This window comes from Deinococcus wulumuqiensis R12 (assembly GCF_011067105.1).
In the GTDB taxonomy this organism is placed as follows: Bacteria; Deinococcota; Deinococci; order Deinococcales; family Deinococcaceae; genus Deinococcus; species Deinococcus wulumuqiensis.
In genome coordinates, this window is record NZ_CP049357.1 from 2612162 (window position 1) to 2634584 (window position 22423).

18 protein-coding genes, 1 tRNA gene and 1 pseudogene are annotated in these 22423 nt (G+C 67.2%); 8 read left to right on the plus strand and 12 right to left on the minus strand.

What is annotated here, in order from left to right:
- Positions 1–47 precede the first annotated feature (47 nt).
- Positions 48–188, plus strand: a pseudogene (locus G6R31_RS12665) (HAD family hydrolase); the annotation flags it as partial.
- Between the two features lie 49 nt (positions 189–237).
- Here the strand turns inward: G6R31_RS12665 and G6R31_RS12670 are convergent.
- The 3 genes from G6R31_RS12670 to G6R31_RS12680 are packed head-to-tail and all read right to left on the minus strand — an operon-like array spanning position 238 to position 3723.
- Complete coding sequence (locus tag G6R31_RS12670) at positions 238–684, minus strand: response regulator (RefSeq protein WP_017870286.1); 447 nt, start codon at positions 682–684, stop codon at positions 238–240.
- Positions 681–3026 carry a PAS domain-containing sensor histidine kinase gene (locus tag G6R31_RS12675; RefSeq protein WP_017870287.1) on the minus strand — a complete coding sequence of 782 codons (2346 nt, stop codon included), beginning with the start codon at positions 3024–3026 and terminating at the stop codon, positions 681–683. The genes G6R31_RS12670 and G6R31_RS12675 overlap by 4 nt, the downstream gene beginning before the upstream one ends.
- 31 nt (positions 3027–3057) lie before the next feature.
- Complete coding sequence (locus G6R31_RS12680) at positions 3058–3723, minus strand: response regulator transcription factor (RefSeq protein ID WP_017870288.1); 666 nt, start codon at positions 3721–3723, stop codon at positions 3058–3060.
- 299 nt (positions 3724–4022) lie between these two features.
- Between G6R31_RS12680 and G6R31_RS12685 the strand changes: the two genes are divergently transcribed.
- Positions 4023–5705 (plus strand): ribonuclease J, encoded by a 1683-nt coding sequence (locus tag G6R31_RS12685; protein WP_051056480.1) that lies wholly within the window; start codon positions 4023–4025, stop codon positions 5703–5705.
- A 61-nt stretch (positions 5706–5766) separates the two neighbouring features.
- Here the strand turns inward: G6R31_RS12685 and G6R31_RS12690 are convergent, their stop codons facing one another.
- From G6R31_RS12690 to G6R31_RS12700, 3 genes are all read right to left on the minus strand, one after another.
- Positions 5767–7179, minus strand: coding sequence for a sensor histidine kinase (locus G6R31_RS12690; protein ID WP_017870290.1), 1413 nt, complete (start codon positions 7177–7179; stop codon positions 5767–5769).
- A gap of 6 nt (positions 7180–7185) precedes the next feature.
- Positions 7186–7845, minus strand: a complete 660-nt coding sequence (locus G6R31_RS12695) for a response regulator transcription factor (protein ID WP_017870291.1) — start codon at positions 7843–7845, stop codon at positions 7186–7188.
- Between the two features lie 117 nt (positions 7846–7962).
- Positions 7963–8409, minus strand: coding sequence for a hypothetical protein (locus tag G6R31_RS12700; RefSeq protein ID WP_017870292.1), 447 nt, complete (start codon positions 8407–8409; stop codon positions 7963–7965).
- Positions 8410–9088: 679 nt separating this feature from the next.
- Between G6R31_RS12700 and chrA the strand changes: the two genes are divergently transcribed.
- A complete protein-coding gene (gene chrA, locus G6R31_RS12705) occupies positions 9089–10303 on the plus strand; it encodes a chromate efflux transporter (protein WP_017871776.1) in 1215 nt (404 codons plus the stop codon).
- Between the two features lie 32 nt (positions 10304–10335).
- Here the strand turns inward: chrA and G6R31_RS12710 are convergent, their stop codons facing one another.
- From G6R31_RS12710 to G6R31_RS12720, 3 genes are all read right to left on the minus strand, one after another.
- On the minus strand, positions 10336–12126 hold the full coding sequence (locus G6R31_RS12710) for a glycoside hydrolase family 10-like protein (protein ID WP_152524824.1): 1791 nt from the start codon (positions 12124–12126) through the stop codon (positions 10336–10338).
- A gap of 135 nt (positions 12127–12261) precedes the next feature.
- Positions 12262–14628 carry a DNA polymerase III subunit gamma/tau gene (gene dnaX / locus G6R31_RS12715; RefSeq protein ID WP_017871778.1) on the minus strand — a complete coding sequence of 789 codons (2367 nt, stop codon included), beginning with the start codon at positions 14626–14628 and terminating at the stop codon, positions 12262–12264.
- Positions 14629–14813: 185 nt separating this feature from the next.
- Positions 14814–15374: an HNH endonuclease gene (locus tag G6R31_RS12720; RefSeq protein ID WP_017871779.1), complete on the minus strand. Its 561-nt coding sequence runs from the start codon at positions 15372–15374 to the stop codon at positions 14814–14816.
- Positions 15375–15620: 246 nt separating this feature from the next.
- Between G6R31_RS12720 and G6R31_RS12725 the strand changes: the two genes are divergently transcribed.
- Both G6R31_RS12725 and G6R31_RS12730 read left to right on the plus strand, forming a co-directional pair.
- Positions 15621–16559, plus strand: a complete 939-nt coding sequence (locus G6R31_RS12725; RefSeq protein WP_017871780.1) for a CobW family GTP-binding protein — start codon at positions 15621–15623, stop codon at positions 16557–16559.
- 27 nt (positions 16560–16586) lie between these two features.
- Positions 16587–17066, plus strand: coding sequence for a hotdog fold thioesterase (locus tag G6R31_RS12730; RefSeq protein ID WP_017871781.1), 480 nt, complete (start codon positions 16587–16589; stop codon positions 17064–17066).
- A 15-nt stretch (positions 17067–17081) separates the two neighbouring features.
- Here G6R31_RS12730 and G6R31_RS12735 read toward each other — a convergent pair whose 3' ends face one another.
- Positions 17082–17501, minus strand: coding sequence for a hypothetical protein (locus tag G6R31_RS12735; protein ID WP_017871782.1), 420 nt, complete (start codon positions 17499–17501; stop codon positions 17082–17084).
- 64 nt (positions 17502–17565) lie between these two features.
- Positions 17566–18291 (minus strand): bifunctional demethylmenaquinone methyltransferase/2-methoxy-6-polyprenyl-1,4-benzoquinol methylase UbiE, encoded by a 726-nt coding sequence (ubiE, locus tag G6R31_RS12740; protein ID WP_017871783.1) that lies wholly within the window; start codon positions 18289–18291, stop codon positions 17566–17568.
- A gap of 104 nt (positions 18292–18395) precedes the next feature.
- Between ubiE and G6R31_RS12745 the strand changes: the two genes are divergently transcribed.
- The 3 genes from G6R31_RS12745 (at position 18396) to G6R31_RS12755 (ending at position 21255) form a co-directional block, all read left to right on the plus strand.
- Positions 18396–18471: transfer RNA gene (locus G6R31_RS12745), tRNA-Trp, on the plus strand.
- Positions 18472–18907: 436 nt separating this feature from the next.
- The gene (locus G6R31_RS12750; protein ID WP_017871784.1) at positions 18908–20410 is read left to right on the plus strand and encodes a type I restriction-modification system subunit M; all 1503 of its coding nucleotides are present in this window, start codon (positions 18908–18910) and stop codon (positions 20408–20410) included.
- Complete coding sequence (locus G6R31_RS12755; RefSeq protein WP_017871785.1) at positions 20407–21255, plus strand: restriction endonuclease subunit S; 849 nt, start codon at positions 20407–20409, stop codon at positions 21253–21255. Before G6R31_RS12750 ends, G6R31_RS12755 begins: the two co-directional genes overlap by 4 nt.
- On the opposite strand, the gene G6R31_RS12760 is transcribed toward G6R31_RS12755, so the two are convergent.
- Positions 21249–22232 (minus strand): IS4 family transposase, encoded by a 984-nt coding sequence (locus tag G6R31_RS12760; protein WP_025567528.1) that lies wholly within the window; start codon positions 22230–22232, stop codon positions 21249–21251. The genes G6R31_RS12755 and G6R31_RS12760 overlap by 7 nt on opposite strands.
- Between the last annotated feature and the right edge of the window lie 191 nt (positions 22233–22423).

Sequence of the window (22423 nt, forward strand, 5' to 3'; positions counted from 1 at the left end):
CAGGCGGCGCTTTCCCGACTGTGCAGGAATTAAGCGGAATCCGTATGAGCAGTCTGAAAAAGCGCTTCAAGAACCGGGCGTTCGCGGCGGGCGTCAACCGCGACGAGGTGCGTCAGGGGGCCGAAGAACTGGGCGTGGACCTCGACCAGCATTTCCAGAACGTGCTCACGGCGATGCAGGCGGGCTAAAAGAGAAGGGCGCGGGTGCTTCATCTCCCGGCGCCCTTTCTCTCTCCCGTCACGTCCGGGGCGGAAAGCGCACGAAGGTCAGCCAGAAGTCCTCGAAGGCGCGGATGGCCTGAAGGAAGTTCTCGAAGCCCACCGGCTTGACCACGTAGCCGCTGGCGTGGCCGGAGTAGGAGCGGCGCACGTCGTCCTCGGCCTGGCTGGTGGTCAGAATCAGCACCGGAATCGGGCGCAGTTCGGGGTCGCCCTTGATTTCCTCCAGGACTTCCAGGCCGTTTTTGCGCGGCATGTTGATGTCCATCAGGATCACGTCGGGGCGGGGGGCCTGCGCGTGTTTTCCCTGACGGCGCAGAAATTGCAGCGCTTCCTCGCCGTCACGGGCCACATGCAGGCGGTTGGCGACCCGCGCCTCTGCAAAGGCTTCCTCGGTCAGCAGAATGTCCGGCTCGCTGTCCTCGACCAGCAGAATCTCGACGGTCTGTGTGCCCAGCGCGGTCATGGCTGGCCCCCGGTGTGTCCGGCAGGCAGGGTGATGATGAAGGTGCTGCCTGCGCCGACTTGAGATTCCAGCGTCAGGGTGCCACCGTGCGCCGCCACGATTTTGCGGGCAATGGCAAGGCCGATCCCGTTGCCGGGGTACTCCTCGCGCAGATGGAGGCGCTGGAAAATCGTAAACACCCGTTCATGATACTCGTTCCCGATGCCGATGCCGTTGTCGCGCACCTCGATGCGCTGCTCGCTGCCGGACATGCGGGACACCACCTCGACCACGGGCGGGACCCCGGGCCGGGCGAACTTCAGGCCGTTGCTCACCAGGTTGGTCAGCAGCTGCACCAGCAGAGACGTCTGCCCCATGACAGTGCCGGGCGTGTCCCAGGTCAGGGAGCCGCCGCTGCTCCCGAGGGCCGCCTGCACGTTGCGCTGGGTCTGTTCCAGCACCTCGCTCAGCTGCACCTCGGTCACTTCCAGTTCGCTGCGCCCCACCCGCGAAAAAGCGAGCAGATCCTGAATCAGGCTGCGCATGCGGGTCACAGCGTCGAGCATGAAGGTGATGTACTGGTCGGCCCGGTCGTCGAGCCGCCCCTGATACCGCCTCGCCATCAGCTCGGCATAGCTGCCCAGCGTCCGCAGCGGCTCCTGCAGGTCGTGGCTGGCGACGTAGGCGAACTGCTCCAGGTCGGCGTTGGTCAGTTGCAGGTGATGGAGCGCCTCTTCCAGCTCGGCGCGGGCCTGCACCTGCTCGGTCACGTCCTGAAACATCACCACCGCGCCTTCGACCTGACCGTGCTCGTCCAGGGTAGGTGTGACCACATACGACACCGGGACCGCATGGCCGTCCCTGTGCCAGAACACGTCGGCCCCCACCCGGCGCTGCTGGCCGTCTTGCAGGGTCCGGGCAATCGGGCACTCGCTGAGCAGGTGCGGCGTGCCGTCGGCGTGGTGGTGGTGGAGCATGTCGTGGGAGGGTCTCCCCAGCAGTTCGCCCACGCTGTAGCCCAGGAGTTCCGAGGCCGCCGGGTTGACGAAGGTGTTGTTGCCCAGGCGGTCCAGCCCGAAAATCCCCTCGCCCGCCGAGGTCAGCAGCAGCGCCATGAAGCGCGAAACGTGGCCGAGTTCCTGCGTCTGGGCGGCCACCCGTTCACGCAGGTCGCTGTTGAGCGTTCGCAGCGCCCGCTCGGCGGCGTCTTGCAGGCTGACATCGGTGTGGGTGCCGATCCACTCGTGCGTCTCGCTGTCCAGCTGTTCCGTGACCTGCACCGCGCGGGCCAGCATGGGTACGTAGACCCCGTCGTGACGCCGCAAGCGGTGGCGCACCTCGTAGGGCTGGGCGCTTCTGACCGCCTGCGTCCACGTTTCCAGCGTGTGTTCGCGGTCCTCCGGGTGAATGGCCGCGAGCCAGCCGCCGCCGAGGTACTCGCGTGGCGGCTGCCCGGTAAAGGTCTCCCACTGCGGCTGCACGTCGCGGAACGAACCGTCCGCGTCCGCGTTCCACACGATCTGGGCACTCGCCTGCACCAGCGAGCGGTAACGCTGCTCGCTGCGGCGCAGTTGCTGGCGCACCCGCTGCTCGGCGGTCTCGTCGCGCAGCGAGGTGAGCACGCCGGGAGGCCAGGGGTCGGCCGGGCGCCGCGCCAGCGCTCCCACCGACAGCCAGCGCCAGTGCGCCGCGCCGGGACGCAGCAGGCCCAGGCGCTCGGCAGGCAGGTCCTGACCGCTGCTCAGCGCCCGCCGCGCCGGGGTGTCGTCGGGGGGGATGGGCTGTCCGCCCGGCAGCATCAGTTGCCAGGACTTTTCCACGTTGTGGCCCGGGAGCTGCCCGCCTGCTCCCTGTAACTTCTCGATCTGCTCGTGGTTCAGGCCCAGCGTCCGCGCCGCGCTGCCGTTGGCCCGGCGCACGTTCAACTGCTCGTCTTGCAGCACCAGCCCGATATTCAGGCGCTCGAAAACGTTGAACAGCAGGTCGAGTTGCCCGGCAGCGAGGTCGGGGGAGGGACCTTCGGGGGCCGGGCCAGGGCGCAGCAGCAGCCACGCGCCTTCCTGGGCGGGCAGCGCCTGATACCGCCAACCTGCCGCCGCGCCGCTGGCTTCCTCGCCGCCGCGTGCCTGCCGCGCCGCTTGCTGGAGGGCCTGCGCCAGCTCAGGCGCAAGGGCGGACCAGCCTGCCGGATGCGGACCAGCGGTGTCCAGACCGGGAAAGTGCCGCGCGGCGGCGGGGTTGCCGCTGAGCCGCTCCTGTCCGGGCGGGCCGCCGAGCCAGAACACCGGGTCCGGCAGGCCGCGCAGCAGGGCGGCGAGGTCGCCACCGACAGGCGAGGGGGGGTCGGAAAGAGACTGACTCACGTGCTGTGCCAGAGGGTGAAGTGGCAGGGCCTCAGCCGCGCAGGGCGTAGCCCACGCCGCGCACGGTTCGCAGCAGGCCGTAACCGTCGAGGTCGCGCAGCTTGGCGCGCAGGTTCGCCATGTGCACGTCCACCACGTTGCTGCCTTCGGGCAGGCGGCCCTGCCAGATTTCCTGGCCGATTTCCTGGCGCGAGTACACCCGGCCCGGCTGCCGGATCAGCAGCGCGAGAATGTCGAACTCCTTGGGCGAGAGCCGCAGTTCCTCGCCCTTGTACGTCACCAGCCGCTTTTGCGGGTCGAGGGTCAGCTCGCCCATGCTCAGGCTCTCAGAGGTGCGCTGCCGCAGCTGCACCTTGACGCGGGCGAGCAGTTCGTCGGGGTGGAAGGGCTTGATCAGGTAGTCGTCGGCGCCCAGACCCAGCAGCCGGACCTTTTCTTCCACGGTGTCGCGGGCGGTCAGCACGATGATGGGCAGGGCGCTGTTCTTGCGCAGGCGCTGCACCACGTCGCCGCCGTCGAAGTCGGGCAGACCCAGGTCAAGGAGAATCAGGTCGGGATGGTCTTCACGCGCCTTGATCAGGCCGTTCATCGCGGAATCGGCGTGATCGACGACGTATCCGGCATCGGTCAGATCCATGCGCAAGACGTTGGCGATATCGTGGTCGTCCTCGATGACGAGAATCCGTTGTTCGTTCACCCCCGCATGATACCGCGCTGAGGGCCGGGTTTAGCCGCGCTTCATGTGAAAAGCGTCGGAAGGGGGCGGGGGGGCTGTGCTACCGTGAGGACACTTCCGCCCGCCGGGTCGGTGCCGTGTCCTTTGTTCGGAAGCACCCGCTTTCGGAAGCGTCCGGTCATCTGCCGGCTTCGCCGGGCGACACAACCGTTTTCCGCCTGTGCGTTTCTGTGGGTGGGCGGCCCCTTTGCCGCCGCCTCTTGCCGGACCCCGCCGGACGGACCTGCCCCGTGCCTTCCTCTCTACCTTCCGGAGTTTCCATGACCAGACCAAATCAACCCCGGCCCGACGTGGCCGATTCGGTGCCCGCCCCCACCCTCGAAGTGATTCCGCTCGGCGGCATGGGCGAAATCGGCAAGAACATCACCGTGTTCCGCTACGGCGACGAAATCGTGGTGGTGGACGGCGGCCTCGCCTTCCCCAAGGCCCACCAGATGGGCATCGACCTGATCGTGCCGCGCATCGACTACCTGCTGGAGCACCAGGACAAAATCAAGGGCTGGATTCTGACCCACGGCCACGAGGACCACATCGGCGGCCTGCCTTATATCTTCGCCCGCCTGCCCCGCGTGCCGGTCTACGGCCTGCCGCTGACCCTCGCCCTGGTGCGCGAAAAGATGAGCGAGTTCGGCCTGAACGACATCGACCTGCGCGAAGTGACCTACGGCGACGAGGTGCGCTTCGGGCAGAGCTTCGTGGCCGAGTTCTTCTGCATGACCCACTCGATTCCCGACAACGCCGGGTACATCCTGAAAACCCCGGTGGGCGACGTGCTGCACACGGGCGACTTCAAGCTCGACCCCGACGTGGGCACGGGCGCGGGCATCGTCAGCGACCTGGAGCGCGTGGAACGGGCCGGTAAGGAAGGCGTGCTGCTGCTCATTTCCGACTCGACCAACGCCGAGCGCCCCGGTCACACGCCCAGCGAAGCGGTCATCGCCGAGAACCTCGAAGAGATCATCAAGGGCTGCCGGGGCCGGGTGTTCCTGACCACCTTCGCCTCTCAGGTCTACCGCATCCAGAACATCCTCGACATCGCCCACCGCCAGGGCCGCCGGGTGGTCATGGAAGGCCGCTCAATGGTCAAGTACGCGCAGGCGGCGCAGGCCACCGGGCACATGAACCCGCCCGACCCCTTCCTGACGAGTGACGAGGTGGGCGAACTGCAAGACCAGCAAGTTCTCTTCGTCTGCACGGGGTCACAGGGTCAGCCGATGGCGGTGCTGGGCCGCCTCGCGTTCGGCACCCACGCCAAAATCGCGCTGCGCCGGGGCGACACGGTGATTCTGTCCAGCAACCCGATTCCCGGCAACGAGGACGCGGTGAACCTGATCGTCAACCGCCTGTACGAAATCGGCGTGGACGTGATTTACCCGCCCACCTACCGCGTGCACGCTTCGGGCCACGCCTCGCAGGAGGAGCTGGCGACCATCCTCAACCTGACCCGGCCCAAGTTTTTCCTGCCCTGGCACGGCGAGCCGAGGCACCAGATCAACCACGCCAAGCTCGCGCAGACGCTCCCCCGCCCCCCCAAGCGGACCCTGATCGCCAAGAACGGCGACATCGTCAACCTCGGCCCCGACGAGTTCCGGGTGTCGGGCACGGTGGCGGCGGGCGCGGTCTACGTGGACGGCCTGGGTGTGGGCGACGTGAACGACGAAGTGCTGCTCGACCGCGTCAACCTCAGCCAGGAAGGGCTGCTGATTCTGACCGCCGTGCTGCACCCCACCCCGCATGTGGAAGTCGTGGCACGCGGCTTTGCCCGCCCCAACCGCGACCTCGAACTGCAAATCCGCCGGGTGGCCCTCGAAGCCGTCGAGCAGGGAATGCGCGAGAAAAAGCGTCTGGAGGACGTGCGCGACGACATGTACGGTGCCGTTCGCCGCTTTACCCGCAAGGCGACGGGCCGCAACCCGGTCCTGATTCCGATGATCGTGGACTGAGCGCAGACACGCGGAAGGGGGAGCGGAAGCGTCGGCCTCTGCTCCCTTCTTCCTTTATCCCTCAAGCCCCGGTGTCTTCCTCCAGCACCTCTTCGTCCTCGCCCAGCGCCGCCCCTGGCACTGTCAGGACGAATTCGGCGCCAGCGACGCGGCCCTCGGCGTTCAGATGGTTGCCGCCGGTCAGGGTGCCGCCGTGCATCGCCGCAATCTGGCGCGAGACGCTCAGGCCCAGGCCGCTGCTGCCCGCGCCGCTCACGAAAGGGTCGAAGATGCGCTCGCCGAGTTCGGGCGGCAGGCCGGGGCCGGAATCGCGCACGGTGAAGGTGAGCCACTCGGGGGTCTCGATCAGCGTGCAGCTCACCTGCCCGTCCAGTCCTGCGTGTCTGCGGGCGTTGGCGAGCAGGTTGCGCAGGGCCTGTGTCAGCCGGTCGGGGTCACAGAGGATGCCGCCGCTCCAGTCGCCGCCGAAAGCGACGCCGGGCACCAGGCGGTCGAGCCGGTCCTGAAGCGTCCGGGCGGAGATGTAATGCCACACCAGCTTCATTTCCAGTTGCCCGCGCGCGAGCTGCATCAGGTCCTGGGTGGTGAAGGTCAGTTCGTCGGCCACCAGCGCGGCCCGTTGCACCTCGGGGTCGCCGGTGCGTTCCCCTGCGCGGCCCAGCGTGGCCTTGAGCACCGTGAGCGGCGCCCCGAGTTCGTGGACGATCTGCCCGAGCAGCTGCTTTTCGCGCAGTTGCCCTGCCTCGATCCGGACCAGCAGGCGGTTGATGGCGGCGAGCAGGCGGTGCACCTCGTCTTCGCGGGCGGGCAGGGGCAAGGTGGCGAGGCTGCGGCTGGGGTCGATGCGGTCGGCGAGGTCGGCGGCCTCGCCCAGTCCGGCGAGCATCCGCTGACCCACCAGCCAGCCGAGCAGCAGCAGCAGCAGCGGCGCGACCAGCAGCGAGAGCAGCAGCGCCCGCGTCGCGCTGGTGCGGGCCACCACGAGGTCGGTTTCGGGCAGCGCCACCCACACGGTGCCGTAGTCGGGCGCGGCGCGGGTGGTCGCCCGCATCGGCACGTCCAGCACGTCGAACTGGCCCTGACGCGGGTAGGGAAAAGCGTCGCCGAACCTGAACGGCTGGCGGGTGTCGGTCTTGAGCGAACTGCTGACCCCCAGCACCCGACCGTCTTCGTCGAGGATGGCGGTGTAGCCGCTGATGGGCGGCAGACCCTGTCCGATGTCGCTGGTCTTGCTCACGAAGCGCTCGGCCACCGCGTCGGCCCGCTCGCCCAGCCGGGCGTCGAACTGCCGGTTCATCTGCCCCAGCAGGTAACTGGTGATGCCCAGCCCGATGACGGCGGTCATGACCAGGGCGCTGAGGGTGTACATCAGCGCCAGCCGGAAGCGCAGGCTGTGGCGCCATGCCACCCGGGCCGAATGCAGCCCCGCGCCGGGGGTCAGGCGCGAGGCGAGCGAGGACGGCGAATGCGGCACGGCGGGTTAGTGCTGCAGAACGTAGCCCACGTTGCGGATGGTCCGAATCCGCAGGTCGCTGCCGGCCTGTTCGAGCTTTTTGCGAAGCTGCGAGATGCGGACTTCCACACTGTTGGAGTTGGGCGTTTCCCAGCCGTAGAGGTGCGACTCGATGTCGGCGCGCGAAAACACCCGCTCGGGCGTGCGCATCATCAGTTCCAGAATGCGGGCCTCGTGCTCGGTGAGGTTGACGTTCCTGTCGCCCACCGTCATCAGCAGGCTGGAAGTGGACAGTGCCGTGTTGCCGAGGTTCACGCCCGTTCCGGCGGCGGTGCGGCGCAGCAGCGCGGTGATGCGGGCGTCGAGTTCGGGCATGGCGAACGGCTTGGTGAGGTAGTCGTCGGCCCCGGCGTTCAGGCCCGCGACCCGTTCCTGCACCCCGGTGCGGGCGGAGAGCACCAGCACGGGCGTGCTGGAATACTGCCGCAGCGCCTGCACGAGGTCCAGGCCGTCGCCGTCGGGAAGGTTCAGGTCGAGCAGCACCAGTTGCGGCGAGTGCGTGCCCAGCCACGCCTGAGCGTCACGGAGGGTGGCGGCGTGGTGCACCTGGTAGTCGGCGGCGAGGTAGTCCCGGAGCAGCGGCCCGAGGTGGGGATCGTCTTCCACGATCAGGATTTGCGCGAGCATGAGGTCTCCTTGAAGGGCGAAGGGGGAGGGGGCGGAAATGAGAGGCTCAGCCTAGCGTGCCAGGCAATGTGACGCCCGTTTCCTTTCGGCCAGCTCAAGCCCGCCCCGGTGCGGCGCTCAGCGGCCCAGCGCCAGCACGCTGCTTACGGGTGGGGCAATCAGGCTGGTGGGCTGCACGTTGACATTCAGCTTGTAGGGCTGCAACACCTTGTTCAGCGGGAGCAGAGGCCGGGCCGTGTTGCTCGGCGCGCTGCGGTTCGTGGTCGCTGCACCCACGGCGGCGCCGTCCACGTTGAGCAGGAGCTGCCCGCCGCGCAGGGCGCCCTCGTAGCTGCCGCGCAGACCCGCGTAGGTGCCTTTTGCCTTCTCGTCGTCGGTCTGGGAAAACAGCGCCACCACGGGGCCGGTGTAGTCCTTGTCGTACTTGACGGTAAATCGCCCGGCGATGCTCTCGCCGTAGGCCACCTTGTTCTTGAAATCCGGGTCCCACACGATCAGCTTCAGGGCCTGCGCCGGAGCGGCGAGGGCCAGGAGAGCAAGCAGAGCGAGTGAGGTGCGTTTCATCATGGTCAGTGTATCCAGTCGTGTCGGCGCTGAAGGAAACCGGGTCCCTCCAGCAGGGAAGAGAAAGCAAGCGCGGCCACAGGGTCAGGCGTCGTCGGGCGCGGAGGCCACGCACGGTCATCACGGGCAGCTTAGCGGCCCAAGCTGACGCCCCCTTGACTCAGCCCTCCCCGCCGCTGAGCAAAAGTTGATGTTCGGGGTCGGCGGGAGAGCCAGCACCGAAAGCACCCGGCTGACTGTGGCCCGCTAGCCTGGGGGCGTGATACCGCTCTGAAAAATAGTTATACGGATTCCGATTGAATCTGGTAGTTTCAGATTCAATCCGAGCGGATGCGAGTAGGAAAAAATACGGATTCTGCGATATGGATGCACAGGCGGCGCTTTCCCGACTGTGCAGGAATTAAGCGGAATCCGTATTAAGTACATCGAACCTAACATTTCGCATTTTCGGAACAGAACCGAAAACGCTTCATTTCCGGTTCGACGTACTTTTTTCGGGTACTCGCTTCGCTCGGTTAATCTAAAGATTAACTTCGAGGTACTTAGCATGCGCAAACTATTTTTCCGAACGGAGTGAGCAAGAGAAAATACGGGTCTGGGCGACGCGGACTTGCAAAGCTGCGAAGCAGAGCACATTCGGGTGCTTTTCCCGGATGTGCGGAGTAAAGTCCAGACCCGTATGAGTGCTTCTTCGCCGCCCGTTTCGGCCCGCGCCGTCTTTGCCGCCTTTTTGCGGCTGGGGCTGACCTCGTTCGGGGGGCCGGTGGCGCACCTGGGGTTTTTCCGCGAGGAGTTCGTGCGTCGCCGCCGCTGGCTGAGTGACGCCGAGTACGCCGACGTGGTGGCGCTGGCGCAGTTTTTGCCGGGTCCGGCGAGCAGTCAGGTCGGCTTCGCGGTGGGCTACCTGCTGGCCGGGGCGCGGGGAGCGCTGGCGGCGTGGGCGGCGTTTACCCTGCCGAGTGCGCTGCTGCTGGCGGCTTTCGCGCTGCTGGCGGGCCGGGCCGGGGACCTGAGCGGCGCGGGCTGGGTCACCGGCCTGAAGCTGGCGGCGGTGGCGGTGGTCGCGCAGGCGGTGGCGGGCATGTGGGGGACGCTGGTGGCGGGCGAGGGCGCCGCCGGGCGACTGCGGACCGGGCTGGCGCTGGGCACGGCGGCGGGGCTGCTGCTGTGGCCGGGGGCGTGGGCGCAGCTTCTCGCGCTGCTGCTGTGCGCCCTGGTCGGCTGGCGCTGGCTTCCGGCAGCGGCAGGCGCGGGGGGCGACGGGGCGCTGCGCCCCCCGCGCCGAAGTGGAGGGGGACGAACCGGGCTGGGACTGGTCGGGCTGGCGCTTGCCGGACTGGTCGTGCTGCCGCTGCTGGCGCCGCTCTCGCCCGCCTGGGCGTTCGCCGACCATGTGTACCGCGCCGGGGCGCTGGTGTTCGGGGGCGGCCATGTGGTGCTGCCGCTGCTGGAAGCGGGGCTGGTGCCGGGCTTCCTGAGCGCCGGGCAGTTCCTGGCGGGGTACGGTGCTGCCAACGCGGTGCCGGGGCCGCTCTTTACCTTCGCCAGTTACCTCGGGGCGGCGCAGACCGTTTTTTCGCCGCTGCTGGGAGCGGTGCTGGGCACGGTGTTCATTTTTGTGCCGGGCTTGCTGCTGATGCTCGGCGCCCTGCCGCTGTGGGCCGAACTGTCGCGCTGGCCGGGCACCCGCCGCGCCCTGGGCGGGCTGAACGCCGGGGTGGTCGGGCTGCTGCTCGCCGCGCTGTACGACCCGGTGTTCACGGCGGCGGTGCATGGCCCGCGTGACCTGGCGCTGGCGCTGCTCGCCTACGCCGTGCTGACGGCGGGCAAAGTTCCGGCCTGGGCGGTGGTCCTGGGGGCGGCGCTGGTGGGCGGAGCCTTGCTGGGCAGGTAGGTGCCCCGCGCCCGCGTGAGCCTCTTTCAGGTTCAGCGTTTTCCCGCGTTCGTGGGCTTGCCTGGCTCCGGCTTGGGGGTGGATGGTTTGCCGGGGACGGGTTTGCCCGTGGCCGGTTTCAGGTCGCGCAGCACGAGGTCAGGCAGGCGGACCACACCGCGCTCGGGCACGGTGTCGGTCCAGCGCTGGCCGCCCACCCGGATTTCGGTTTTGCCTGCCGGAAGGGTCAGAAAGCCGTAGTAGCCGTTGCCGTCGGTCAACGACTGCGCGACGCGCACGCCGCCCTGCCACGCTTCCACCGGGCGACTGCCCAGCACGGCGGCGCCCCGGACGCGGCCCATCAGCCCCCGGCTGCTCGGGGCGGCGTCCTGCCAGCGCAGCGCGGGGGGCAAGACCCCGGGGCGGGTGCTCAGGGCGCTGCCCACGGCTTTCAGGCCCTGCGCCATGCCTTCCTTGCCTTCATAAACGTTCAGGGTGGGGGTGCGGTAGGAGTACCCCACCCACCCCAGGCCGCCCGCCACGCTGCGCCCGGCCTGCGCCGCGCTGACCTGCGGCGAGTTGAGGTACAGCGCCGTCCCCACCGCCAGGGCGCTCGGCTGCCCGTCGGCGCGCACGCGCACGCTGTCGGCAAAGGCGTTCCAGCCATTGAACCACGCACCCTGCTCGGCCACGCCGTCGCGCTTGTAGTTCATGGGCACGTTGAGTTCGATCAGGCCGTCTTGCACCCACTGCGGCCAGTTCTGCATCACGTCGGTCACGGTGCGCGAGCGCCCGAAGGCGGCGAGGTCGCCGGGCGCGGGCGGCGCTCCGTAGGTGATGGTGGCGGCACTCAGCCAGGCGTCGGGGCGCACCGCCTTGACCTCCAGCGCGATGCGGCGCACCAGCGCGGTGACCTGCTCCCGTTTCCAGGCCTGCCAGCGCGGGTCGCTCGCCGCCGGGGTGCCGCTCGCTCCGGTTTCGGCGCGGTAACGGGCGAGCGTCTTGGGATCGTAGCCCCAGTCGCCGCCGTCGGGGTAGCGGATGCGGTCGAGCTGAATGCCGTCCACCGGGTAATTTCGCACCAGATTGACCACGCTCTGGGTCATGAACTCGGCGGCGTCGGGAATCCCGGCGTCCAGCCAGCCGTCCTTGCCTTCCAGCCACGTGCCGTCGGGGCGGCGGGCCAGCCAGGACTGCGCCCCGCTGTTCGGGCCGTGCGTTTTCATCACGTGCCCCGGCGCGGTGCTCGGGACGGCGGCGTTGGCGATGCCGGTCACGCTCGCCCACGCGATGACCTTGAGGCCGCGCTCGTGCGCCAGCCGCGTGACGATGGCAAGGGGGTCGAAGTTCTTTTCCAGCGCCTTGTCGGTAATCAGCGGCAGCCCGCTTTTCATGCACAGGCAGTCGCCGCGCCGAATCGCCTGCACGAACAGGGTGTTGACGCCCAGCGCGGCGGCATCGTTCACGAGTTGCTGCACCTGCGCCCGCGTCTTGAGGCCGGGGCCGAAGGCGTCCACCCACAGCCCGCGCAGGCTGCTGCCGGGCGGTCCGGCGGGCACCTCCACCAGCACCGGGCGGTCGGCGGCAGGCGGCCCGGGCGTGAGACTGGGAAGCTCGGGCGTGGCTGGGGCTGGAGCCTGAGCCGGAGTCTGGGGGGCCGCAGGCAGCGGCTCGGTGGGGGGCGGTCCGGCAGGCACACCGTCGGCAGGCGGGACCACCGGGGGCACCGGTTCGCTGGCGGGTGGGGGAGACGTGGGTGGGGGGGCCGTCTCCTGGGCCTGCACCGGCAGCGCCAGGGCGAGGAGCAGGGACAACCACAGGCGGCGTGGACAGGGAACAGGCATAGCTCAGGCGGCAGGCTAGCGCAGGCGGCTGACGGAGAGATGGGAAGGCCGGAGACGGGGCGGCTGACACCGACTCCGGTCAAGGTCCCCGGCAGGGGAGAAGAAATCCGCCCGAAGGAACGGGGTCAGCCGGTACTACGCTTCGGCGCCGGGTTCGCCCTCGGCGGCGTCCGTGTCGGCAGGGTCGGCATCGGCGCCTCCCACGCTGCTCGCGGCCTGAGTGCGGCGGTTTTTTCCGATTTCACGCACCCGGCCCGAGAAGCGGCCCTTGATGTCCTCGAACATCGGGTGGGCGCGGATGTCGCCCGGGCGGGCAGGCGCGGCAGGTCGGGCCGGGGCCGTTTCGCGCGGCGCGGGTTTGGGGGCCGGACGCGGGGCGCTGTACTCGGCAAAGGGGGCGTCGTCCAGCAGGCCCCCGCTGGCGGCCACGTCGTCCAGCACCGGGGCGCCGAAGCTGTCCCAGTCGGGTTCCTCGGTGATGATTTCCCCCAGGTACAGTTCGCGGCTCTGGCCCGGCGGCGTCACCCGGTCCCCCCCCTGCGCGTCGGCGGGGGCGGGAGGCGGCTCGGCGGCGTGCTCGTCCTGCCAGGGCGCGGCCTCGGCGGTGGGCAGCGGTGCGGGGGCCACGTCATCGGGGCTGGGCGGGTCGGGCAGGCGGATCTCGGGTTGCGGGGCGGCAGGCGCCGGGCGCGTTCCGGTGGGCCGGGCCGGGGGGCGCGGCGGCAGATTCGGGGGTGGCGAGCTGGGCGGCGGAGTGCTGGAGGTCTGCGCGGGGGCTGCGGCGACAGGCGGCGCTTCGGCCCGTGACGCCTCCACCGGCTCGAAGTCCGGTCCCCGGCGGCTGCGGCGCGGCGTGGGGTCGAAGTCGGGAAGGCCAGCCGGGTCGGGTAAGCCAGCCGGATTGGGAAGGTCGTCTACGTTGGAAAGGGCGGCGGGCGCGGCGTGGGCCGGGGTCGCAACGGCAGCCGGGGCAGGCGCGTCGGCTGCCCCGGCTGCGCCCTGCTTCGCTTCGCGTCGGCGTCCCAGGCCGTCGGGGGCAATCAGCTCGAAGGTGACAGCGCCGAAGACGCGCTCCACCTGCCCGGCCAGCTCGTCGAACTTGGCAGCGACCTGCTTGGCATGGAAGCTGCTGCGGTCCTCGTAGGTCAGGCTGACATACCCGTCCTGCGCGTGCATCCGTGCCGGTTTCAGGAAAGCCCGCATCTGCATGCTCGTCTGTGCCAGCACATCGGCCCAACTTCCGCGCAGGGGGGCCGCCGCAGCGATGGGGGCCGCCGCTTCCCGCACGACCTCCCGCACCGGGGCCGGGCCGCGCCCCCCCTCGGTGGGAGCTGCCGGGCCGGGCGCCGCCATCCGGGGGGTACTGCGCAGCGTGGACAGTTCCTTTTCCAGTCGGTTTAGCCGCTGCATTAGGTCGGCAGGCACCTGGGCGGGGGCCGAAGCCGACGGGCTGCCTGCCGCGTTGCCCCCGTCCGCCGCGAGCAGCGCGTGGGTCAGCGCCAGTTCCAGACTCTGCTGGTCGGCGCTGCGGGCAAAGCGGGCTTCCTGCTCGTCCAGCGCCGCTTGCAACTTGAGCAGCCGGGGCACCTCGGCCCCTTCCAGGCGTCCTTCCTCGCCCAAGCCCAGTTCGGCGTGCAGGGCCGCGCCGAACGCCGCCACCAGTCCCTCCACCACCGTGCGGGCCGCGAAGCCGTCCCGGTAGAGCTGCGCCGCGCCGCTCAGGGCCGCGCCCGCGTCTCCCACGAGCAGCGCCGAGGCCACGCCGCGCACCCGCTCGCCGGGGGGCAGCCCCAGGGCCTCTTCCACTGCCGGGCGGGTGACCGCCGTGCCCGCCGCCAGCATCCTTTCGAGCAGGCTCTCGCCGTCGCGCATGGCTCCGTCGGCCAGCCGCCCGATCAGGCTCAGGGCGTCGGGGTCGGCCTTCGCGCCTTCCTGCGCGGCGAGGCCCGCCAGCTTGCCCGCGATTTCTTCCGGGGTCAGGCGGCGAAAGCGGTAGTGCTGGCAGCGCGAGAGGATGGTCGGGATGATTTTTTCCGGCTCGGTGGTCGCCAGGATGAAGATGACGTGGCCGGGCGGCTCCTCCAGCGTCTTGAGCAGCGCGTTGAAGGCGGCGCGGCTCATCATGTGCGCTTCGTCGAGGATGTAGATCTTCTTGCCGCCGCGCATGGCCGCCAGGGAAACTTTCTCGCGCAGGTCGCGCACGTCGTCCACGCTGTTGTTGCTCGCCGCGTCGATTTCCAGCACGTCGGGGTGCGACCCGGCCCGCACCGCGAGGCAGCTTTCGCACTCGCCGCAGGGTTTCGGCGCAGGCCCGGTGCAGTTGGCGGTCATGGCAATCAGGCGGGCGGTGGTCGTCTTGCCCACCCCGCGCGGCCCGGAAAACAGGTAGGCGTGCCCCACCCGCCCCTGCTCCAGCGCGGTCCGCAGCACGTCCTTGACGTGTTCCTGACCCACGACATCTTCCCAGCGGATAGGCCGCGCCCGCTGATAGATGGCGCTCATGGGCGCCTCCGGCCCAGGGAGGACGCCCGAAACTGGTGCTGATGCGTCACGGTCCCGTTCACTGCCTCAGTGTACGCCCTGGGAGAGATTACGGTGTGAGCGTATCGCCAGAGCGCAAAACTCCGTCTCCCTTGCGGGGGCGGAGTTTGGGTTCAAAACGGCTCGTCTGGCCCCCCCCCCGCTGCTCAGCCCCGGATGTACCCGCTCCACTCCGGCTGCCAGTGGGCGAACTGGCCGTGGGCGTAGACGCCGAAAGTGGGCGCGTGCGGGGGCACCTGAAGCGGCATCCCGGCTTCTTCCGGGGTCAGGTTGCCCTTACGCTGGTTGCAGGGGCGGCAGGCGGTGACCACGTTGTCCCAGCCGTGGCGCCCGCCGCGTGACCGGGGCTGCACGTGGTCGAGGGTCAGGTCGTCGTGGCTGCCGCAGTACTGGCAGGTGAAGTGGTCGCGCCGCAGGACGTTGCGGCGGTTGAACGGCACCGCGCCTATCCGGGGCCGGCGCACGTACCGCCGCAGCCGGATGACACTGGGCACCTGCAACACGGTGCTGGGCGAGCGCACCACGTCGCGGCTCTGCTCCAGCACCTCGGCCACGCCGTACTGCAACAGGGTGATGGCCCGCTTGATGCTGGTCACCTGCAAAGGCTCGTACGACGCGTTCAGCACCAGCACGCGCGGGGCGCTGAGGTCCGGCGCGACGCGCGGGGGTATTCGGGAGTCCTCCTTCCGGCCTGCGGCAGTGTTCATGCCTCAGTTTAGGTGCTCGGGGTCAGGAGATTGTTGCGCCAGAACGCTTATCCAGGCTGGGCGGAAGGGCTTATACGGATTCCGATTGAATCTGGTAGTTTCAGATTCAATCCGAGCGGATGCGAGTAGGAAAAAAGACGGATTCCGCGATATGGATGCACAGGCGGCGCTTTCCCGACTGTGCAGGAATTAAGCGGAATCCGTATTAGGACGTGGCTTTTTCCTGCCGCGCTCTACCCTGACGCCATGCAGATTCCTGTCATCGTCGTGGGCGGCTTTCTGGGGGCGGGCAAGACCACCCTCGTCAACCACCTGATTCGCTCGCTGCCCCACCGCCTGGGCGTCATCGTCAACGAATTCGGGCAAACGGGGGTGGACGGCACGCTGACCGGGCGCCTGGAAGACGACGTGACCGAACTGACCGCCGGCTGCCTGTGCTGCACCGGACGCGACGACCTGCTGCGCTCGCTGGTCGAGATTTCCATGCGCGAGCAGCGACCCGACGCCCTGATCGTGGAACTCAGCGGGGTGGCCGACCCGACCCCGGTGCTGACCACGCTGCTGGACCAGGCGGTGCGGGCGGCCTTTCGCCTGACCGCGCTCGTGGCGGTGGTGGACGCCCGGCACGTCATGCAGACCTTGCAGGACCACCCCGAGGCGGCGCGGCAACTCGCCTACGCCAATCTGGTGGTCGTCAACAAGACCGACGCCGCCGACCCAGCCCGGCTGGACCACGCCGTAGGGGTGCTGCGCGGGCTGAATCCGCTGGCCGAGGTGGTGCGCGTGGAACAGGGGCAGGTGGACGCCGAGAAGTTGCTGGCCCGCGCCGACTTCGACCCCCGGAGGCTTGAGGACGCGGGCGCCGTGCAGCACACGCCGGGGCTGAGCAGTTTTACCCTGCGCATGGACCGTCCGCTGGACCCCTACGCCTGGCAGCGCTTCATGACCTCTTACCTGCTGGCCCGGCCCGCCGAGGTGCTGCGGGTCAAGGGCTTCCTGACGCTGCACGGCTACCCGCAGCGGCTTCTGTTTCAGGCGGTGCGCGACCTGTTCACCGCCGACGCCTGGGACGATGAACTGGGCCACAGCGAACTCGTCGTGATCGGGCGCGGGCTGGACCGCGAAGAATACGAGGCGGCGTTTGCGGCCTGCGCGGTGCCGGACACGGATGCGGCCCTTCCCTGAGCGCCCCGATTTCGTAGGATGTGCCCCATGACGCTGCACCCCGATCTGGCGCTTCCGACCCCCGAGGATTTCGAGCAGCTCAGCCCCGAGGCCCTCGCCGCCCGCATGAACGGTCCCCAGGGTCAGGGCCTGCCGGGCACGCTGGGCGCCCGCCTGGGGATCCGCTACGTCAGCGTGGCGCGTGAGCGGGTGGTGGCGACCATGCCGGTGGAGGGCAACCGCCAGCCCGCCGGACGGCTGCACGGCGGCGCGGCCCTGGCCCTGGCCGAGGAACTCGCCAGCGTCGGTTCCTGGCTCAACCTCGACCCGCAGCGGCAGGTGGCGGTGGGTGTGGACCTCAGCGGCACGCACGTGCGCGGCCTGACCGACGGCCTCGTGACCGCCGAGGCCCGCCTGAGTTACCGGGGCCGCTCGCTGATGGTCTGGGAAATCGAACTGAAGGACGAACGGGGCCGCACCACCTCGCTGTGCCGCTGCACCTGCAACGTGATTAGCATGGGGGCGTAGGGCGTTTCGCCCGGTTCACCTGGTTTCCGGGCGCCCGCTGCCCGCCGCCGGCCTGTCCAGTGCGAGACTGGTCCAGCCGTAGCCCAGGCCCATGACGCTCCAGACGAGAGCAAAGGAGACCGGGTGTTTCCAGCTGCCGTCCAGCACCTCACCCGCCGCGATGAGGCCAGCAACCGGCATCGCCCAGCCCAGCCCGCGCAGCACCGCCCGCTGCCAGACGGGGCGGCCTGGGTGGTCCTGCCCGGTCAGCCAGGCGCCGAGGACGCCCACCGCACCCACGACCAGCGCCGCGAGAAAGAACCAGCCCGGCAGCTTCGACAGGTGCCAGCCGACTTGCGACAGCCCGAAAAGCAGCGAGAGCAGGGCAAACAGGCTGAAAGCGGCGAGGGCCGGAAGGGGCCGAACTCTGGCGGGGGCAGCGGGGGAAGGGGTCATGGATACCTCGCCTCTCCTACGCGCCGGGGGCAGAAAAAGTTGCCTTGGGGTTGCCCTCTGACCCCTACCGTTTGTCGCCCACCCACATTCCGGCAATGCCGAAGGTCAGCGGGCGGTAGCGGGTGCGAAAGCCGGTGGCCCGCATCATCTGCGCCAGCCGCTCGGGGTCGGGAAAGGCCAGCACGCTTTCGGGCAGGTAGGTGTAGGCGCCCGCGTTGCCGCTGACCAGCGCCCCGATGCGCGGCAAGACATACTGGAAGTACAGCCGGAACACGCTGCCGAACAGCCCCGGCGCGGGTGGCGGAAACTCCAGCAGCACCAGCCGCCCGCCCGGGGTCAGCACCCGCCACATCTCGGACAGGCCGCGCGCGTAGTCGGCGAAGTTGCGAAACCCGAAGGCGCAGGTCACGGCGTCGAACGAGGCGTCGGGGTAGGGCAGCCGCAGCGCGTCGCCTTCCTCGAAGCGGATGTTCAGGTGCCGCGCCCGCGCCTTTTCGCGCCCGATGTCCAGCATCTGCGGCACGAAGTCGGAGCCGACCACTTCGGCCTGTGGCCCGCGCTCCTTGAGTTCGATGGCAAAGTCGCCCGTGCCCGTCGCCACGTCCAGCACGCGCCGGGGCGAGTGGGCCAGCGCCTCGGCCGCCGCCACCCGGCGCCAGCCCCGGTCCACACCCAGGCTCAGCACCCGGTTGAGCAGGTCGTAGCGCGGCGCGATAGAAGCGAACATCTCCTGTACGGCCCGGCCCTTGTCCTGTTTGTCGCCGACAGGCGGCCTGTTCTCGGCAGTCATGGGGGGAAGGTAGCAGCTTTGCCTGCTTGCCTTTGCCCCGGCTTGCACCCTGGGGGCCGCTCTGCTACCCTACTTGAGCCTGATTTCAGGTCTGAGGTTTCTCAGGGTTCTTAGCTCAGTTGGTAGAGCGGCGGTCTCCAAAACCGTAGGTCGAGGGTTCAAGTCCTTCAGGGCCCGCCATAAATTTCCCCGCCTAGTGCGGGGATTTTTCTTGTACCCCGGCTGGGTATGGTCCTTTTTGCACTCTGCCAGTGTAGTAGCAGTGTAGTAGGGCTCAATTCAACGCTGCAACGGTGCCTGTCGGCATTGATGGAACGTAGGCAAACAGGTCCACTACCCGTGAGCGGCGCTCACTGTCCAAGACGTGGCGGTAGATGTCCAGCGTGATAGAGATCGTGGCGTGACCCAAATTGCGCGACACGACTTCGACAGGGATTCCACTTCTTAGCCACTTTGCGGTACTGACCCAGATGCCAAGCGTGAGCCAGTTGCAGAGCCTCAATGAATTTCTCGTCCAGGGGAAACGCTGTCATACCGTCAGGTTACTGTGCCCCTGACCGGAAGCGAGCACCGGCCAAGCAATCCCGCTCGGTTTGCTGAATAATTGTTAGCATTCATGTCTCCTTTCATTGACCAGTCCGAAATCAACGGCATCCTGTGGCGGGCCTGCGACACCTTTCGCGGCACGGTAGACCCCAGCGAGTACAAAAATTACCTGCTGACCATGCTGTTCGTGAAGTACATCTCCGACGTGTGGCAGGATCACTACGATGCCCTCAAGGCGGAGTACGGTGACGACGAGGAACGCATTCGCCGCCGCCTGGAGCGTGACCGCTTCGTGATGCCTCCGGGCACCCTCTTCAAAGACCTCTACGCCCAGCGGGGCGCAGACAACTTGGGGGAAATCATCGACCAGGCGCTGCTCGCCATCGAAGACGCCAACAAGGGCAAGCTCGCGGGCGTCTTTCGCAACATCAGCTTCAACAGTGAAGCGGCGCTGGGGCAGACCAAAGAGCGCAACGTCCGCCTGAAGAATCTGCTGGAGGACTTCAACAACCCCAAGCTGGATTTGCGCCCCAGCCGCATCGGGAACCTCGACATCATCGGGAATGCGTACGAGTACCTGATTTCCCGTTTCGCGGCGGGTGCAGGCAAGAAAGCGGGCGAGTTCTACACCCCCGCCGAAGTCAGCGACCTGATGGCCCGCCTTGCCGCCCCGCAACCGGGCGAGCGCATCTACGACCCCACCTGCGGAAGCGGCTCGCTGCTCATCAAGTGCGCCCAGAACGTGCAGGCGCAGGGCAGCAACAATTTCGCCATTTACGGCCAGGAGCAAAACGGCTCTACCTATGCCCTCGCCCGCATGAATATGTTTCTGCACGGCGTGGACGATGCCCGCATCGAATGGGGCGACACCATCCGCAACCCGTTGCACCTGGAAGACGACAGGCTGATGAAGTTCGAGGTGGTCGTCGCCAACCCGCCGTTTAGCCTCGACAAGTGGGGCGCGGACGATGTGAGCAGTGACCGCCACCGCCGTTTCGAGCGCGGCCTTCCCCCCAAAGGCAAAGGGGACTACGCTTTCATCTCGCACATGCTTGCCAGCCTCGCGGAAGTGGGCAGCCGCATGGTGGTCGTCGTGCCGCACGGGGTTCTCTTTCGTGGAGCCGCCGAAGGCAAAATCCGCGCCCAGCTCATTCAGGAAGGACTGCTCGACGCCGTGATTGGCTTGCCGACCAACCTGTTTTTCGGCACGGGTATTCCCGCTGCGCTGCTGGTGTTCCGCAAGGGGCAGCAAGGTGAAGATGTGCTGTTCATCGACGCCAGCCGCGAGTTTGCCGCTGGAAAGAACCAGAACCAACTGCGCGAAGCCGACATCGTGAAAATCGTGGATACTTACCGCGCCCGAAATGACGTGGACAAGTACGCCCGCGTGGTTCCCGTGTCCGAAATAGCCGCCAACGATTACAACCTGAACATTCCGCGCTACGTGGATACCGCCGAGGAAGCGCAGGCCATAGACCTGAGCGCCGTACAGACCGAAATAGAAGCCCTGGAACGCCAGTGGCAGGAGCAGCGGCAGAAGATGGCCCAGTATTTGCAGGAGTTGAGCTTGTGACCGGCGGGGTTGGGGGCGTGCCGGAGGGGTGGAGGGAGAAGTCGCTCGGTAACGTTATCGACCTACTGGCTGGAATGGCTTTCAGCAGCGGTGATTTTTCAGATGCGGGTATTCCTTTGCTAAGAGGCGACAATATTGCTCAAGGTGGCCTTCGTTGGGAAGATGCCAAATATTGGAATAGCGAAGCGCCAGATAAATTTAATTTGAGCGCCGGTGACATCGTTATCGCCATGGATAGGCCATGGGTAACGGCGGGATTGAAATGGGCTAGCGTTCAAGATTCGGACTTGCCGTGCTTGCTTGTTCAACGAGTTGCGCGGCTTAGAGGCAAGCCGGAGTTAGCGCAGGTTTATCTGAAGCAACTTGTATCCTCGGATGAATTCTCTCAGTATCTAAGAGAATCTGCGACTGGTGGACATGTCCCGCACATAAGTAACGGACAAATTGCAAGTTTTCCGCTCCTCCTCCCCCCCCTCCCCGAACAGCGGAAAATTGCCGCCATCCTCTCCACCTGGGACGATTCACTGTCCACCCTGGCGCGGCTGCTGGACGCCAAGCGACAGCAAAAGCGCGGGCTGGCCGAGGCGCTGCTGATGGGGAAAAAGAGATTGAAGGGGTTTGAGGGGGAGTGGGAAGAGAAGAAGCTGGGGGAAGTATTCTCTGAGCGTCGAGAATCCGGACGTTACGACCTACCTTTGCTTTCTATCACCCGTGATCGTGGACTCATACCAAGAGATGAAGTTGATCGGAAAGACACTTCTAACGAGGATAAGTCCAAGTATCTCCGCATTGCACCTGGCGACATTGGTTACAACACAATGCGAATGTGGCAAGGCGTTCAGTAGGTGACAACTTCACTTTCAGCCGCTCCTGGCGGGCAAAAAGCCTGGATTAACACCTCTAGGACCGCCATGAACTGTTCGGGTTTCCACCGTAGGGCATCCACGAGATGCTGAGCACCGTGCCGCACCAGACTGACTGCTCTCCGACCATGCTTCAGAACGGGGATGGGCCAGGTCTGGCTCAGCCAGACCCCCAGGCGCAGACAGAACATCCAGGCCAGTGTCACCAGGCCGAAGAGTCGCTGTAGACGGCTCCTTTCCGTTATTCCGGTCCGCTCCAGGTCGAAGCCTCGCTTCTTGAAGCTGCTGAAGGTGCACTCAATCGACCAGCGCTGCTTGTAGAGCTTCCAGGTCTTCCGAGCGCTGAAATCCGTGGCGATGATGACGAGGTCACCTGTGGGTGACCTCGTCGCGACCACCCGCATCAACTCGCCGAACACGAACACCTTTTCGCTAGTCTCATGGAAATGTCCGTGCTGGACATGCTCAAACCATTCTTTCCCATTCATGTCGTCCAGCATGTCGGTCTGTCGGATACGAATTGCCCTTCGGATACCATGCCGACGAAGAAAGCGGAACCATTCCGCGCCGATGAACTCCCGATCGGCCACCAGACCCAGCCAGCGTTTCGCTGGCAAGGCCCGAAGGAGCTTCAACACCAGCCACATCCGGGCGTACGTGTGGCTGTTCCCGGACTGGTCGAGAGGCACCCAGATGAGAGGCAGGGTGAAGCCGTGAACCACGGCTCCAAGCACCAGAAAGTTGATGGGCGTTTCCCCGTGCTCCCAATTGGTGCGGTCCAGACTCAGCAAAACCTTCCCTGGTGGGAGATGCACGACGAGCAGCGCGATGAAAAAGCCCATGTCCAACTGGTCATCCCGGAAAGTGCGGTCTGCCCGCCTTTTTTTAGCCTGTGGGGTACTGATACCGGGCATATGGGCACTCAGGTCGTGATGATTGACGCTCCTCGCGGCAATCATCGCCAAGAGGACATCGATGAGCCGCTGGAGCGTGTCGATGCGGAGGTGACTGGCGTGCGTTTTGAAGTGCCGGGTGAGTACGGTAGCCTGCTGGACAGTGGATTCTGTGGACTTCACACCTTCAGAAGACCGCGAACAGTCAGCCCCATCAAGCTTGATGGGGCTGACTGTTGGTTTTTGCCGTCTGGGAC